General features: G+C 57.8%; 11 protein-coding genes and 1 tRNA gene. All 12 read left to right on the top strand.

The window, feature by feature from the left end; translation table 11 throughout:
• Nucleotides 1-87: 87 nt before the first annotated feature.
• The 12 genes from FJW00_RS10225 to bcsB all read left to right on the top strand — a co-directional run bounded on the left by FJW00_RS10225 (nt 88) and on the right by bcsB (nt 16,682).
• Nucleotides 88-516: an organic hydroperoxide resistance protein gene (locus FJW00_RS10225; protein WP_009088357.1), complete on the top strand. Its 429-nt coding sequence runs from the start codon at nt 88-90 to the stop codon at nt 514-516.
• A 306-nt stretch (nt 517-822) separates the two neighbouring features.
• The gene (eptB, locus tag FJW00_RS10220) at nt 823-2,514 is read left to right on the top strand and encodes a kdo(2)-lipid A phosphoethanolamine 7''-transferase (protein WP_009088360.1); all 1,692 of its coding nucleotides are present in this window, start codon (nt 823-825) and stop codon (nt 2,512-2,514) included.
• Nucleotides 2,515-2,638: 124 nt separating this feature from the next.
• Nucleotides 2,639-2,715 (top strand) — tRNA-Pro (locus FJW00_RS10215).
• 1,235 nt (nt 2,716-3,950) lie between these two features.
• The gene (dppA, locus tag FJW00_RS10210) at nt 3,951-5,561 is read left to right on the top strand and encodes a dipeptide ABC transporter periplasmic-binding protein DppA (protein ID WP_058957158.1); all 1,611 of its coding nucleotides are present in this window, start codon (nt 3,951-3,953) and stop codon (nt 5,559-5,561) included.
• A 171-nt stretch (nt 5,562-5,732) separates the two neighbouring features.
• Nucleotides 5,733-6,752: a dipeptide ABC transporter permease DppB gene (gene dppB, locus FJW00_RS10205; protein ID WP_009088364.1), complete on the top strand. Its 1,020-nt coding sequence runs from the start codon at nt 5,733-5,735 to the stop codon at nt 6,750-6,752.
• A gap of 9 nt (nt 6,753-6,761) precedes the next feature.
• A complete protein-coding gene (gene dppC, locus FJW00_RS10200; RefSeq protein ID WP_009088366.1) occupies nt 6,762-7,664 on the top strand; it encodes a dipeptide ABC transporter permease DppC in 903 nt (300 codons plus the stop codon).
• Between the two features lie 12 nt (nt 7,665-7,676).
• Entirely contained in the window at nt 7,677-8,663 is a 987-nt protein-coding gene (dppD, locus tag FJW00_RS10195) for a dipeptide ABC transporter ATP-binding protein (protein WP_009088368.1), read from the top strand.
• Nucleotides 8,653-9,675 (top strand): dipeptide ABC transporter ATP-binding subunit DppF, encoded by a 1,023-nt coding sequence (gene dppF / locus FJW00_RS10190; RefSeq protein WP_009088370.1) that lies wholly within the window; start codon nt 8,653-8,655, stop codon nt 9,673-9,675. Before dppD ends, dppF begins: the two co-directional genes overlap by 11 nt.
• A 453-nt stretch (nt 9,676-10,128) precedes the next feature.
• Entirely contained in the window at nt 10,129-10,743 is a 615-nt protein-coding gene (bcsO, locus tag FJW00_RS10185) for a cellulose biosynthesis protein BcsO (protein ID WP_140923956.1), read from the top strand.
• Nucleotides 10,734-11,537 carry a cellulose biosynthesis protein BcsQ gene (gene bcsQ / locus FJW00_RS10180; RefSeq protein ID WP_009088374.1) on the top strand — a complete coding sequence of 268 codons (804 nt, stop codon included), beginning with the start codon at nt 10,734-10,736 and terminating at the stop codon, nt 11,535-11,537. Before bcsO ends, bcsQ begins: the two co-directional genes overlap by 10 nt.
• A 52-nt stretch (nt 11,538-11,589) precedes the next feature.
• Complete coding sequence (gene bcsA / locus FJW00_RS10175) at nt 11,590-13,701, top strand: UDP-forming cellulose synthase catalytic subunit (protein ID WP_009088376.1); 2,112 nt, start codon at nt 11,590-11,592, stop codon at nt 13,699-13,701.
• Nucleotides 13,698-16,682, top strand: coding sequence for a cellulose biosynthesis cyclic di-GMP-binding regulatory protein BcsB (gene bcsB / locus FJW00_RS10170; protein WP_140923954.1), 2,985 nt, complete (start codon nt 13,698-13,700; stop codon nt 16,680-16,682). Before bcsA ends, bcsB begins: the two co-directional genes overlap by 4 nt.
• Nucleotides 16,683-16,691 lie beyond the last annotated feature (9 nt).

Raw genomic sequence — 16,691 nt, 5'->3', positions numbered from 1 at the left:
GACGGGTGCATGGCACCCGTTAAACCTCATCGCCTGATACCGCACAGATAAGTAGCGGGCGATTAAATAGCGTAACGGAGAAATGTCATGTCTTTAGAACAAGTGGTTTACCGCGCCAAAGCCAAAGCAACCGGTGGTCGTGATGGTCGTGCAACCTCTTCTGACGGTGTACTGGACGTGAAACTGGGTGTCCCGAAAGAGATGGGCGGTGCAGGCGGCGAAGCGACTAACCCTGAGCAGCTGTTTGCTGCGGGCTACTCTGCCTGCTTCATCGGTGCGATGAAGTTTGTGGCAGGCCGTGACAAGATCGCCATGCCAAAAGATGCCTGGATCGAAGGTGAAGTTGGTATCGGTCCTATTCCCAACGGCTTTGGTATCGAAGCGACCCTGAACATCCATCTGCCAGGCATGGATGAAGCAGAAGCGCAGAAGCTGGTTGATGCGGCGCATATCGTTTGTCCTTACTCAAACGCGACCCGCAACAACATTGACGTGACGCTGAATATCATTCGCTAAGCGAACAGTGGGCCTGAGTTACTCAGGCCCCTCTTTTTTTCCATCCCCGATTCCGCTCTGCCACCCTCTGTTTGCCCGCCACGATCTGTCTTGTACAAAAAATGTGCTAATCAGGTCGACAAAGATTATTTTCTGGTCTATCAAACGCAGCCATGTTTTACTGGGCCACCTCGCGTTATAGCCCATAAACCCGTTCAGAATTTTCCTTCATCTTGTCCGGCCCGCTTATTCAGCGAACTCTGCCGCGATTCGGCAGTCACATTAAAGATTTGTCAGGCGCTTCACACCGGAGAAACCCCCTTTTTCATGAATTACATTAAAACGCTAACGCAGCAAAAGTTATCGCTATTGCTGGCGCTCTATCTCGGTATCTTGCTGAATTTACCGATTTTCTATCGTCGTTTTGACGGTTTTCTGAAGCAATCTACAGTCACGAACTGGCTGACGGCGGTCACCGAGGTCGTGGCGATCGTGCTGCTGACATTCTTCCTGATGCGCCTGCTGTCGCTGGGAGGCAAGTGGTTTTATCGCGTGCTCGCCACGCTGATTGTGCTGATTTCTGTTGCCGCCGCCTATTACATGGCGTTTTTCAACGTGGTGATTGGCTACGGCATTGTGGCGTCGGTGATGACCACCGACACCGATCTCTCTAAAGAGGTGATCGGCTACCACTTCGTTCTGTGGATGGTGCTGGTCAGTGCGTTACCGTTGCTGATGATCTGGCGCAACCGGCTGAGCATGACGCTGAATGAGCAGCTGCGTACGCCGGGACAGCGTCTGAAACCGACCCTGATTATGCTGCTCTGCGTGGCGCTGGTCTGGCTGCCAATCCGTTATTTCGACAAGCTGCAGAAGCATAATGAAGAGATCACGAACATCGATCTGCCGAGCTACGGCGGCGTGGTCGCGCACTCCTATCTTCCTTCCAACTGGCTGGCGGCGGTCGGACTGTTTGCCTGGACCCGCATGGATGAGTCGCTGCAAAGCGAGGAGCTGCTGGATCCGGCGAAGAAGTTTACCTACGTCGCGCCTGCCGGGCTGGATGATACCTATGTGGTGTTTGTGATTGGTGAGACCACGCGCTGGGATCACATGGGTATGCTGGGTTATGAGCGTGACACCACGCCTAAACTGTCGAAAGAGAAAAATCTGGTCGCGTTCCGGGGTGAATCCTGTGATACCGCAACCAAGCTGTCGCTGCGCTGCATGTTCGTGCGCGAAGGCGGCACGATGAATAATCCGGGCCGTACGCTGAAAGAGCAGAATGTGTTTGCGGTGATGAAAGAGCTGGGCTTCACCTCTGAGCTGTTTGCGATGCAAAGCGAAGTCTGGTTCTACGACAACGTTAATGCCAATAACTTTGCCTTCCGTGAGCAGATCGGTTCCGAGAAGCGCAATCAGGGCAAAGCCGTGGATGATATGCTGCTGGTGCCTGAGATGAAGGCGTCGCTGGATCGTTTCCCGAAGGGCAAGCATCTGGTGATCCTGCATACCAAAGGATCGCATTATCTCTATTCACAGCGTTACCCGCGCAGCTTCGCGAAGTATCAGCCGGAGTGTATGGGGGTAGATGAGACCTGCAGCAAAGCGCAGTTGATTAACGCTTACGATAACTCGGTGCTTTATGTGGATAGCATGCTGGACAGCGTGCTGGATCAGCTGCGTGATAAGAAGGCGATCGTCTTCTATGCCGCCGACCACGGGGAGTCGATCAGCGAGAATATGCATCTGCACGGCACGCCGCGTGAGATGGCGCCGCCTGAGCAGTTCCGCGTGCCGATGATGGTCTGGGCGTCTGATAAGTATCTGGAAGACAGCCAGAACCGCAGTAATTTTGAGCGTCTGCAGGCGCAGCAGCGTGTGGGGCGAACCCATCGTCACGTTGAGCTGTTCGATACCATCCTGGGTTGTCTGGGGTATACCTCGCCAGATGGCGGCATTAACCCGGCCAATAACTGGTGCCAGGCACCGGCGAAAAGTCAGGCTAAATCGCTGTAATGGTGTACGAAAGGGGAGGGCAGGCGGCTGATTTCCGGTAACCGCATGCTTTCCAGGCGATCGGCGGCAAAAGCTTAAAAAGCGGTTGACGCTAATCCGGGGTAGCAGTAACATGCGCCCCCATCGGCGAGTAGCGCAGCTTGGTAGCGCAACTGGTTTGGGACCAGTGGGTCGGAGGTTCGAATCCTCTCTCGCCGACCATATTTAAGAAACCTGTCTGAAAAGACAGGTTTTTTTTCGCCTGTTGAAAGGCAAAGAGTGATTTTTGAGCGGGCTTCAGGAAACGTATTCCCGGCAGCCGCATCCCGTTTCAGAAAGGTGGCGGCTGATGCTGAGCCGGCTTCAGGGAGCATACGCCTTTCGCAAAGACGCAAAACCCGCCATCCCTGGCGGGCTCAGCGCGGGCCATCCCTGGCCCGCTATGCTTTGCTACAGGCGTATGCTCCCTTCGCTTCACGTCCTGCAGTCGCATTCTGTTTCAGGAAGGCCGCTGCGAATAAAACGTGAGCGTAAAGAATGTGACAGCAATTGATAAGTTTAAAGCGCAGGTAACCCGGTCAGAAGAGGAAAGCGTCCCACGGCAGGGACAAAAACGCCGGGAGCGTTTTTGAACAACGCAGCGCGTTGACCCGTTTACGGGCGCACCTCAGGGATGAGGTGCGTAATCGCGTGGGCCGAGCGTCCAGGGATGGTTTAAGCGACTTTCCGATCTGACCGGGTTACCTGAGCAGGCTCGATCTCCCCGCTAAGCAGATACGATCATAGACGCGCTCTCACAGCGAACCGGCTCACCGCGTCCTTCACAGCTTCACGTTTTATCTGCCTTCTTCCAGAAAGTTCCAGAAAAAGGCATTCGCCGCGCCAGATGCTTACCAGCCGTTATTATCGCCGTTTTCCTGCTCGCAGGCCTTGCCACATCAGAGATGCCATCATAATTCGCGACACGTTCTTCTTATGACCGAAAGCAGCAACATGCTGATTTCTTATACATCAAAACCAGCATATTCCGCTGGATGAACGTCATAACGCACGGTGAATCGTTCAGTTATTCAACATTTGCCGGTAAAAGTTTTAAGTTTTTTAGCGGTGAGAATCACTAGCGATAAAGCTGGCATCCAGCACAATGCACGGATATCGGGGCTGCAGCACTGTGCATTGTATGGCTTTTGTGCGGAAACGGTATTTATTACCGTTGCATGCTATTCCTCACACTCTGTGTAAATAAGTAACCCTTGTATTGACGTTCTTTGCAACTGTTGACAAATTGATGCGTCAATAAACCGCAGTTACGGAATTTTCTGAATGCCCAACCCGCTTCGGAAAAACAAAAAAAACGTAGCGCGATTTAACCACCTGTTCGGTGGTACGCCTGAACCGCATAAAAAAACCAGAGGTCAGGCAATACACACAACATCACATCACAATGGAGCAAAAGCATGATCAACTCCCTGGCTAAATCCGGGATGCTGAAGGTCGGTCTGAGCCTGATTGCTATGACTGTCGCCGCCGGTGTTCAGGCAAAAACCCTGGTCTACTGTTCTGAAGGTTCTCCGGAAGGCTTTAACCCGCAGTTATTCACTTCGGGCACCACCTACGATGCCAGCTCACGTCAGATCTACAACCGACTGGTTGAGTTCACTGTCGGCACGACCGAACTGCATCCTGCGCTGGCAGAGAAGTGGGACGTCAGCGACGATGGCAAAACCTACACCTTCCACCTGCGCAAGGGTGTGAAGTGGCAGACGACCAAAGATTTCAAACCTACGCGTGACTTCAACGCGGATGATGTGGTGTTCACCTTTGAGCGCCAGCTGGATAAAAACAACGCCTATCACGGCGTCTCCGGCGGCAGCTATGAATATTTCGAAGGCATGGATATGCCGAAGCTGATCAGCAAAATCGAGAAGGTGGACGACAACACCGTACGCTTCGTGCTGACCCGCCCTGAATCGCCGTTCCTCGCCGACCTCGGCATGGACTTCGCCTCTATCCTGTCCAAAGAGTATGCGGACAACATGCTGAAAGCCGGCACGCCGCAAAACGTCGACCTGAACCCGGTCGGAACCGGTCCGTTCCAGCTGCTGCAATACCAGAAAGATTCGCGCATCCTCTACAAAGCGAACCCGAACTACTGGGGCGAAAAGCCAAAAATCGACCGCTTAGTCTTCTCCATCACCCCGGATGCGTCAGTGCGCTACGCCAAACTGCAGAAGGGTGAGTGCCAGGTCATGCCTTATCCGAACCCGGCTGACATCGCACGCATGAAGCAGGACAAAAACATCAACCTGTATGAGCAGGCTGGCCTGAACGTCGGCTATCTCTCTTACAACGTTGAGAAAAAACCGCTGGATAACCTCAAAGTGCGTCAGGCACTGACCATGGCTGTCAACAAAAAGGCCATCATCGACGCGGTTTATCAGGGTGCAGGCCAGCCGGCTAAAAACCTGATCCCGCCAACGATGTGGGGCTACAACGACGCGGTCAAAGACTACGCCTACGATCCTGAGAAAGCCAAAGCGCTGCTGAAAGAAGCGGGCATGGCCGACGGCTTCTCCATCGACCTCTGGGCGATGCCGGTTCAGCGTCCTTACAACCCGAACGCACGCCGCATGGCGGAAATGATCCAGAGCGACTGGGCGAAGATTGGCGTGAAAGCCAAAATCGTTACCTACGAGTGGGGCGAATACCTGAAACGCGCCAAAGCGGGTGAACATCAGACCGTCATGATGGGCTGGACCGGTGACAACGGAGATCCGGACAACTTCCTGGCGACCCTGTTCAGCTGTTCAGCCGCGAAAGATGGCTCTAACTACTCGCGCTGGTGTGATAAATCCTTTGAGGATCAGATCCAGCCTGCGCGCGCGACCGCCGACCAGGCGAAGCGTATCGAGTACTACAAACAGGCACAGGTTGTGATGCATGACCAGGCACCGGCGCTGATGATCGCGCACTCTACGGTATACGAACCGGTCAGCAAGAAAGTCACCGGGTACAAAGTCGATCCGCTGGGCGGACACTACTTTGCTCAGGTAGACATTCAGGAATAATTGTCGCCTTTTCCGGGGCGGCCCTGCGTCGCCCCGGCTTTTTCTCCCTGTTTTACTGGAAACGGTAGAGGCGCAGTCTGACTGCGTCGCGGTCGGACCTACCCGATCGTCAGATGTAAGCAATAACAACCCTCGCGGCGACGGTCGCGCGGAGAAGAGAGAACCCGGATTATGCTGCAGTTCATACTCCGACGTCTGGGCCTTGTCATCCCAACGTTCATCGGTATTACATTACTCACTTTCGCTTTTGTTCACATGATCCCCGGCGATCCGGTACTGATCATGGCGGGCGAGCGCGGGATTTCTCCTGAACGTCATGCACAGTTAATGACGCTGCTGGGTCTGGATCAGCCGCTGTGGAAACAGTATCTGAACTACATCAACGGCGTACTGCATGGCGACCTGGGCGTTTCACTCAAGAGCCGCATCCCGGTCTGGGATGAGTTTGTTCCGCGCTTCAAAGCGACGCTGGAACTCGGCATCTGCGCCATGATATTTGCCGTTGCGGTGGGCATCCCGGTTGGGGTCCTTGCCGCCGTGAAGCGTGGCTCCATTTTCGATCACACCGCCGTGGGCATCTCACTGACCGGCTACTCCATGCCGATCTTCTGGTGGGGCATCATGCTGATCATGCTGGTCTCGGTGCAGCTTAACCTGACGCCGGTTTCCGGGCGGGTCGGCGACACCGTCTTCCTGGATGACAGCATGCCGCTGACCGGCTTTATGCTGATCGACACCTTCTTCTGGGGTGAGCCGGGCGACTTCCATGACGCGGTCATGCACATGATTTTACCGGCCATCGTGCTGGGCACCATTCCGCTGGCGGTGATTGTGCGTATGACGCGCTCGGCGATGCTGGAAGTGCTGGGTGAAGATTACATCCGCACGGCGCGCGCCAAAGGCCTGACGCGGATGCGGGTGATCGTAGTGCATGCGCTGCGCAACGCCATGCTGCCGGTGGTCACGGTCATCGGTCTGCAGGTCGGCACGCTGCTGGCCGGGGCGATTCTGACCGAAACCATCTTCTCGTGGCCGGGTCTGGGTCGCTGGCTGATTGAAGCGTTGCAGCGCCGTGATTATCCGGTGGTGCAGGGCGGTGTGCTGCTGACGGCAGTACTGATTATCCTGGTCAACCTGCTGGTTGATCTGCTGTATGGCGTGGTGAACCCGCGCATACGTCACAAGAAATAAGGGGGCATCATGTCTGTTGTTGATCCCGGCAGCGTTACCGTTGCACCCAAGCCGATGACCCCGTTTCAGGAATTCTGGCACTACTTTAAACGTAACAAAGGCGCGGTTATTGGCCTGGTGTACATCATCATCGTGTTGCTGTGCGCCATTTTTGCCGATGTGCTGGCACCGCATGCGCCGGCTGAGCAGTTCCGCGATGCGCTGCTGCATCCGCCGGTCTGGCAGGACGGGGGCAGCTGGAACTTTATTCTGGGCACCGATGATGTGGGCCGCGATGTGCTGTCGCGCCTGATGTACGGCGCGCGCCTGTCGCTGCTGGTGGGCTGCCTGGTGGTGGTGCTGTCGCTGATTTTCGGCGTGATATTCGGCCTGCTGGCCGGTTATCTCGGCGGCCTGGTCGACGTCATCATCATGCGTGTCGTTGATATCATGCTGGCGCTGCCCAGTCTGCTGCTGGCGCTGGTGCTGGTCGCCATCTTTGGCCCCTCGATCGTCAACGCCTCTATCGCGCTGACCTTTGTCGCCCTGCCGCACTACATCCGTCTCACCCGTGCGGCGGTGCTGGTGGAGGTGAACCGCGACTATGTCACCGCCTCCGGCGTGGCCGGTGCGGGTATGCTGCGTCAGATGTTCGTCAATATTCTGCCTAACTGCCTTGCGCCGCTGATCGTGCAGGCGTCATTAGGCTTCTCCAACGCCATCCTGGATATGGCGGCGTTGGGCTTTCTCGGTATGGGTGCGCAACCGCCAACGCCGGAGTGGGGCACCATGCTCTCCGACGTGCTGCAGTATGCGCAAAGTGCCTGGTGGGTGGTGACCTTCCCTGGATTGGTCATCCTGCTCACCGTGCTGGCATTTAACCTGATGGGCGATGGTTTGCGTGATGCACTCGACCCGAAACTCAAGCAGTAAAGAGGCACCGAGATGGCGTTATTAAATGTAGACAAACTGTCGGTGCATTTCGGCGACGACAAAGCACCGTTTCGTGCGGTTGACCGCATCAGTTATCAGGTTGAGCAGGGCCAGGTGGTCGGCATTGTCGGCGAGTCCGGCTCCGGTAAGTCGGTGAGTTCACTGGCGATCATGGGGCTGATCGATTTCCCCGGCAAAGTGATGGCGGAAAAGCTGGAGTTTAACCAGCGCGATCTGAAGCGCATCTCCGAAAAAGAGCGCCGTCAGCTGGTTGGCGCAGAAGTGGCGATGATCTTTCAGGACCCGATGACCAGCCTTAACCCCTGCTACACCGTGGGTTTCCAGATTATGGAAGCGATCAAGGTGCATCAGGGCGGCAACAAACGCACCCGGCGTCAGCGGGCAATCGACCTGCTGACCCAGGTGGGAATTCCCGATCCCGCATCGCGGCTTGATGTCTATCCTCACCAGCTGTCGGGGGGTATGAGCCAGCGTGTGATGATCGCGATGGCGATCGCCTGCCGGCCTAAGCTGCTGATTGCGGATGAGCCGACCACGGCGCTCGACGTGACCATTCAGGCTCAGATCATCGAACTGCTGCTGGAGTTACAGCGGCAGGAGAACATGGCGCTGATCCTGATTACGCACGATCTGGCGTTAGTGGCGGAAGCCGCGCACCACATCATCGTGATGTATGCCGGTCAGGTGGTGGAGAGCGGTAAAGCGAGCGATATCTTTAAAGCGCCGCGTCATCCTTACACGCAGGCGCTGCTGCGCGCGCTGCCGGAGTTTGCGGCGGATAAAGCGCGTCTGGCCTCGCTGCCTGGCGTGGTGCCGGGCAAATATGACCGCCCGACGGGCTGTCTGCTTAACCCACGCTGCCCCTATGCGACCGATCATTGTCGTCAGGTGGAACCTGAATTGCGCACCATTCCAGGACGCCAGTCCAAGTGTCACTATCCGCTGGACGATGCCGGGAGACCAACGTATGAGTCATGAAACAACCAGAGATCAGTTCCTGTTGCAGGCGATTGATCTGAAGAAGCACTACCCGGTGAAGAAGGGTCTGTTTGGTCAGGAGCGTCTGGTTAAGGCGCTGGATGGCGTCTCCTTTAATCTGGAGCGGGGCAAGACCCTGGCGGTCGTGGGCGAGTCGGGCTGTGGTAAATCCACCCTTGGCCGTCTGCTGACGATGATTGAAACCCCGACCGAAGGGCAGCTCTACTGGCACGGTCAGGATCTGCTGAAACACGATCCCCAGGCGCAGAAGCTGCGCCGTCAGAAAATCCAGATCGTGTTCCAGAACCCCTATGGCTCGCTCAACCCGCGTAAAAAGGTGAGTCAGATTCTGGAAGAGCCGCTGGTGATCAATACCCAGCTGACTAAAGCGGAACGCCGTGAGAAGACGCTGGAGATGATGGCGAAAGTCGGCCTGAAAACCGAGCACTACGATCGCTATCCGCATATGTTCTCTGGCGGACAGCGTCAGCGTATTGCGATTGCGCGCGGGCTGATGCTCGATCCGGACGTCCTGATCGCCGATGAGCCGGTGTCGGCCCTCGACGTCTCGGTGCGCGCCCAGGTGCTTAACCTGATGATGGATCTGCAGCAGGACATGGGACTCTCCTACGTCTTTATCTCGCACGATCTGTCGGTGGTGGAGCACATCGCCGATGAGGTGATGGTGATGTACCTCGGCCGTTGCGTTGAGAAGGGCAGCAAAGAGGCGATTTTCAGTAATCCGCGTCACCCTTACACCCAGGCGCTGCTCTCCGCGACACCGCGACTGAATCCTGACGATCGGCGTGAGCGGATTAAGCTGACCGGCGAGCTGCCCAGCCCGCTCAATCCGCCGCCGGGCTGCGCCTTTAATGCGCGCTGTCACCGTCGTTTTGGCACCTGTGTGCAGCTGCAACCGAAGCTGAAAAACTACGGCGGACAGGAGATTGCCTGTTTTGCAGTGGATCAGGATGAGAATCAGCCGGTCGGTGTGGCAGAAAAGGTCAGTTAAGGATCGGCAGGCCCCGTCGGGGGCCTGCGTTTCCTGATATCGCACGGGCTCAGCCCTCTTCAGCCTGAACCGGCAGAGTCATGGCCTGACGATCAGTCCCCCCGCTTTATTTTCCCCCTCTCTTATCACAGCCCGTCGCTGTTATTCGCCAGCAGCGCTGCATCTTCCTTTAGCGGTGCCATCCTGATATGAGTGCAGCTGGCTGTACCAGGCAATGTCTGAGCCCTCTCTGCTGAAACATTATTCAGAAAGGAATAGCCAGTTTAACTTAAGTTTAATTTATTAATTTTGAGTGCCGGTTGGCTATGGAAGGCATCATCGGGAGATTAGTGAATCTGTATGATTAAAATCGTTAATTAAATATGCTTTTTTTATAATCAGGTTTTCCTGACTGCGAATAACAGGATGTGGTATATTCCAGGAAAATTCCCCCCTTGTGGCAGGCCACCTCAAATGAAGAATTATGATGATTTGCAGCGTTTTAAAGAAAAAACACAAACGCTCGACATCGCCTTTAAAGATATGTCTGGCCAGACGCAGGAACCGGCGGAACAGAGTAAATGGGCACTGCTTCGTCAGCTGGCGAAGGAGGAGCATCACACGCCGTTCGGTGGCGGTCAGCGAATAGACCTGCCACAACCGCAGCCGCTGCGCGGTGATGAGTTTACGGCACCTCCGCCAGAGCCACCGCGCCCCGCAACGCTCTCTGCGTCGCCGGCAGAGGCACAGCCCCGTTACGCCGCGCTCAGTGCGCAACCGGCGGCGGCCCGCAGTTCGATTCTCGACAGCCTGGCAGGCAGCAGCGTCCCTGCGGCCACGCCAGCGGCTGAGCGGGGCCCGTCGGCCTTATTTCCACCACCCCCGCCGCCACAAAAAGCCATCGTCGCGGAACCTGTCGCCGCGCCGGTCCGGCCCGCCAGCGTGGCCGAACTTCAGCCCGCGGTGGCACCGTCCGCGCCTCATGCTGAGCCGGGACGGTTTGGCGCGCTGTTCCGCTCACGTGAAGTCAGCCTGCCGAAAGAAACCTTACTGAAACCGTTACTGGAGAAGATTGCGCTATGCCGTTAGTTTGTGTGTGCTCGCCAAAGGGGGGCGTGGGGAAAACCACGCTGGCGGCGAATCTGGCCTGGAGCCTGGCGCGGTCCGGTAGCAAAGTTCTGGCCATCGATTTTGATGTGCAGAACGCATTACGTCTGCATTTTGGCGTGCCGCTCCACGACGGCCGCGGATTTGTGGCGCGTTCAGAAGAGCAGGCGGACTGGAGTCAGTCGATTCTTACCACCGGCGGCAATATCTTTGTTCTGCCTTATGGCGACGTCACAGAGCCGCAGCGCGAACGGTTCGAAGAGAACCTGATGAAAGATCCCCACTTTATTCAGCGCGGTCTCGACACGGTGCTCAATTATCCCGGCCTGGTGATTGTGGCTGATTTTCCGCCCGGCCCCGGTCCGGCCCTTAAAGCCATGACGGCGCTGGCCGATATGCATTTAGTGGTGATGTTAGCGGATACCGCATCGGTCTCACTATTACCGCAGATAGAAGAGAACCGGATGATCGGTAAACCGCTTAATAATAAACAGGGGCACTATTTTATCCTGAACCAGTGCGATAACCGCCGCAATATTAATCGCGATGTGACGGCCTTTATGCAGCAGCGGCTGGGGGATAATTTACTGGGCGTGGTTCACCGTGATGAAAGTGTTGGCGAAGCCAACGCGTCTCAGCAGTCTGTTTACGATTTCAGCCCCGCTTCCGCCGCGGCATTTGATATTGAACTGATCGCGAAACGCGTCAGCAGCATTCTCAATATCACCGTAGGCAATGGCGAAGTTCAGGCACCTATCCGTACTCACCATTTTTAACCGGCTGGTTTCGCCAGACAGCTGATTTACACAGCGCTTCTCAGGGTGAATCATGAGTAAAATCGGGTTTTACCTGCTGCTGCTGGTGCTTGCACCCGTTGCGGCGGTGATCATCACTACGCCGATGGACAGCCAGAAACAGTATATTTTTGGTCTGATCAGCATCGGCATGATGTTTTTATTGGGTTTCAGCAAGAGCCGCAAAATTACCGTGGTGATGGTGATCCTCTCGGCATTAATGTCCAGCCGTTATATCTGGTGGCGGACGACAGAGACGCTGCATTTTAATTCCGAAGTCGAGGCTATCTTAGGGATTGGCTTATATCTGGCGGAGCTTTACGTCTGGCTGATTTTAATTCTGGGCTTCCTGCAAACCACCTGGCCTTTAAAACGCACTATCGTTCCGATGCCGGACGATACCCGGTTGTGGCCGACAGTGGATATTTATATCCCCTCCTACAATGAAAGCCTGGAAGTGGTGCGCGACACCGTGCTGGCGGCGCAGTGTATTGATTACCCGCGCGACAAACTCAGGGTCTACCTGCTGGATGATGGCAAGCGCAGCGAATTTGCCCGCTTCGCGGCCGATGTGGGGGTGGGCTATATCACCCGCGACGACAACAGACACGCCAAGGCCGGTAACCTTAACCATGCGATGAAAATCACCAAAGGTGAGCTGATCTGCATTTTCGACTGCGACCACGTCGCAACCCGCACCTTCCTGCAGGCGACGGTCGGCCCTTTTCTGAACGATCCAAAACTGGCGCTGCTTCAGACGCCGCACTACTTCTACTCACCCGATCCCTTCGAGCGTAACCTGCGCGCCGCGCGCAGCATGCCAAACGAAGGGTCGCTGTTTTATGGCCCGGTGCAGCAGGGCAATGACAACTGGAACGCCACCTTCTTCTGCGGCTCCTGTGCGGTGATCCGCCGTTCCGCGCTGGAAGAGATTGGCGGCTTTGCCGTTGAAACCGTGACGGAAGATGCGCATACCGCCCTGAAAATGCAGCGGCTGGGCTGGGGTTCGGCCTTTCTGTCGATCCCGCTGGCGGCCGGTCTGGCCACGGAACGTCTGGGGCTGCACATCATTCAGCGCACCCGCTGGGCGCGCGGCATGACACAGATTTTCCGCGTCGATAACCCGCTGTTTGGCCGGGGTCTGAAGTGGCAGCAGCGTCTCTGCTATCTCAACGCCATGCTGCATTTTCAGTTTGGTCTGCCGCGCGTCGCCTTCCTGACCGCGCCGCTGGCTTACCTGCTGTTTAACCTCAACATTATTCACTCCTCGGCGTCGCTGATTTTCGCCTACGTGCTGCCGCATCTGGTGATGTCACTCTACGTCAACTCCCGCATGAATGGCCGTTTCCGCTACACCTTCTGGGGCGAGATTTATGAGACGGTGATGTGCTTCCACCTGGTGATCCCGACCATCCTGACCCTGCTGTCGCCTAAACATGGCAAATTTAACGTGACCGATAAAGGCGGCGTGCTGGATCAGGGCTTCTTCGACTTCCATATTGTGCGTCCGCACGTGATCGTGGCGCTGCTGCTGAGCATCGGCATTGTGGCTGGCGTGGTGCGGGCGGTGATGCATGACTACTTTGGCGTCGATCCCTACGTGATTGCTCTGAATGTCGGCTGGGCGATCTTCAGCCTGATCATTCTGATGGCCGCAATTGCCGTGGCGCGCGAAACCAAACAGGTGCGTAAAACCATCCGTATTGAGGTGCAGATCCCGACGATTATTCACTACGCCAGCGGCATTTCATCGCGCACGCTGACCAGTAACCTCTCCATGGGGGGCGCGCAACTCGACGCGCCCGACGGGCGTCACGAGTCTGATGAAATCGAAGAGATCGATCTGCTGCTGAAGTCAGGCGCGATTACGCTTCCGGTCACGAAGATTTCCGGCGATGCGGAGAGCATTCGTCTGCGCTTTGAAGCGATGCCGCTGGCGCGCCGTCGCGAACTGGTGCGCGTGGTGCTGGCGCGTGCCGATGCGTGGATTCAGCCGGAGTATAAACAGGACAACCCATTGATCTCGCTGGGCACCATTATCCGTACCGTGTTTGAGCTGTTCTGGCTGACCTGGAAGGGCCGCCACGATAAACGTAAAAATGTCGACCCGGTTGCCGCGGCGGCGAAAGAGGATGGCGCGGCATGAAGATCCTGACGCAGACATTGCTGGCCAGTTCACTGACGGCGGCATTGTGGCTGACGCCTGCCGGCGCGGAAACGCCAGCGGCGGTGGACAACAGCGGCGCGGCCCCGGTAAACAGTTCAGCCCCGACGCCGCCCGGGGCGGCTCCGGTCACGCCGTCTGTCACAGACGCTACGCCGTCTGCCACGCCGGGAACCGATTCGGCGCAGGCTCCGGCCAGCGAGACGCCGTCAGCCGCGCCAGCTGCGGCAGCCGGGAACAGCGCAGCGTCTGCCGCGCCGGGAACCGATTCCGCGCAGGCTCCGGCCCGCGAAACGCCGTCAGCCGTGCCAGCTGCGGCAGCCGGGAACAGCGCAGCGTCTGCCACGCCGGGAACTGATTCCGCGCAGGTTCCGGCCAGCGAAACGCCATCAGCCGCGCCCTCTGTGGCACCAGCGACCGGCGCGGCCCAGCCATCCGCCAGCGATGCGCCCTCTGCCGCACCGGTGAACAGTGCGGCCCCGGCCAGCGGAGCGGTTCCCTCCGCGACACCACCATCCGCCTCACCCGGTGACACGCCAGGATCAGCGCCAGCCGCAGCCGTTCCCTCTGCTGAGGCGACAGCCGCTCCGCAGAATCCTGCCGCGACGGGCGACGCTGCGGCCACGACGGCGCACAGCGGAGCCGTCACGCAGGACAGCAGTGCGCTGTCAGCGGTGCCGTTGCCGCAGGGGCTGAGCAGTGCGGACCCGGCGCTGGAAGCGGCCGCCAGCGCGCTGCCCTATGCGCCAGGCCAGGCGACAGCACCGGCGGCAGACGCGCCGTTACCGGTCATGGCGGCGATCAATCAGCCGATCAGCAGCACCCTCTCCGTGGCGCAGATGGGCCAGACGCGAGGCATCACGCTGACCGGCGGCCAGTTGCAGTCAGGCATTACCTTTACCCTGCCCAGCGATGAGGTGATTACCAATGCGCGGCTCAATCTGTCGCTGCGCGTCTCAGCCGCACTGGCAGCGCGGAATACGTCGCTGCAGCTGATGCTGAACGGTCAGCCGCTCGGCACACTGCCGCTGGGCGCGACCGACAGCGATGTCAGCGACTATGAGCTGGAGATCCCGGCGGCAATGGTGGTCTCTGAAAACAACCTGAGTTTTAAAATCAACGATGCGGACAAGTTGTTGTGTGAGAAAGAGAGCGCACAGCAGTATCAGGTCACCATCCTGCCGCAGACCTCCCTGCACCTTGAGGGGCAGCAGCTGAATATCGGCACCCGCCTGCGCAATTTCCCGCGACCGTTCCTCGATCCTCAGAGGATGACCGCCGCCACCGTGACCATCGGCTTCGCCAGCAACCTCTCTCCCGATGCGGTGAGTGCGGCGGCGCTGGTGGCATCCTGGCTCGGCATCCAGAGTGATTATCGCGGGATTCGTTTCCCGGTGGTGCGCGGTGAGCTGCCGGAGAACAACGGCATCCTGTTTGGTCATCCCGGAGAGCGCATCGGCACGCTGACCTTCCCGGCCAGCAACGGCCCGATGCTGCAGCTGGTGGATAACCCCATCAATCCGGTCTACAAACTGCTGCTGGTCAGTGGCAACAACGCGGATCAGCTGCGTCAGGCGGCAAACCGGCTGACGCAGCCCCTGGCGACCGATGAGAGCCAGCTGCCGGTCTCTTCGCCGCTCCCTGACAGCCGTAAGCCTTACGATGCCCCGCGCTGGATTAACACGGACCGCCCGGTGCGGCTGAGCGAACTGCTGCGCAAAGATCAGAGCCTGACCAGCAGCGGCATCTGGCACGACGCCCTGCGCGTGAACTTCCGCGCCGCGCCTGACCTTTTCCTGTGGGATGGCGACACGGTGCCGGTCAATCTGCACTACCGCTTCCCGTCGGAAACCTGGATTGATGAGGAGAATTCGTTCCTTAACGTCATGCTTAACGGCACCTTCCTGCGCAACCTGACGGTGAACAAAGTCGGTCTGCTGGAGAATGCCTGGCACCGTTTAGGCGGGGATGCGCGGCAGGAGCAGTATCGGCTTAATCTCGAACCCTATCTGATCTACGGCGATAACCAGCTGGCGCTCTACTTCAATATTAAACCGCGCGCCGACGCGCCCTGCGGCGTGCTGCTGAATAACAACATCAAGAGCCGGATTGAAGAGGACTCGTGGATCGATCTGAGCCATACCCGCCACTTCAGTATGCTGCCGAACCTCTCTTACTTTGTCGGGGCCTCATTCCCGTTCTCGCGCCTGGCCGACTTCGGTCAGACCACGCTGCTGCTGCCGGAAACCCCCAGCAACGCCGAGCTGTCGACGCTGCTGGATCTGGCGGCGCGCGCCGGGAATGCCACCGGCGTGGCGCTGACGCAGAATCAGGTCATGTTTGGTCTGCCCGCTGGTGGCACCCATCTGGCACGTCTACAGCAGAGCGATCTGCTGGCGGTCAGCACCACCGGCAACAGCGCCTTTAATCAGGCGATGCTGGCGGCGTCACCGTACGACGCCAGCGGCAACACCTTTGGCGTGAAAGAGCCGGATACGCTGGAACAATTACGCGGCTGGCTGACCGGCGACTGGAGTCGGCAGCAGCTGGATGCCGATCGCTACTTCTCCTCCAACGAGGCGTGGCGCGGCTTCCTCAGCTATCGCTCGCCGTGGAACCCCGATCGACTGGTGGTGATGACGGTCGCAACCAGCGACGACCAGCTGCTCCGACTGCACAACGATTTAAGTTCGGCGCAGATCAACGCCGCCGTGCGCGGCGATACCGCGATCATTACCGATGAAAACGGCATTCGCAGTTTCCGCGTCGGCGCACAGTTCCCCAGCGGCGAGATGCCCTGGTACATGATGGTGGTGTGGTACGCCAACCAGCACTCGGTGCTGCTGGCACTGGCGGCGCTGCTGGTCTCTGCGCTGGTGGGCAGTGCGGCCTGGGTGATGCTGAAGCGCCATGCCTGGCGGCGTCTGCATCCAAAGCAGGACCGTGATTCCGGCAGGAAGTAAGGATAAAAA

The sequence above is a fragment of the Pantoea anthophila genome (assembly GCF_006494375.1).
In the GTDB taxonomy this organism is placed as follows: domain Bacteria; phylum Pseudomonadota; class Gammaproteobacteria; order Enterobacterales; family Enterobacteriaceae; genus Pantoea; species Pantoea anthophila.
Note: the sequence above shows the minus strand (reverse complement) of the source record. Positions and strands in the feature narration are given on the sequence as shown.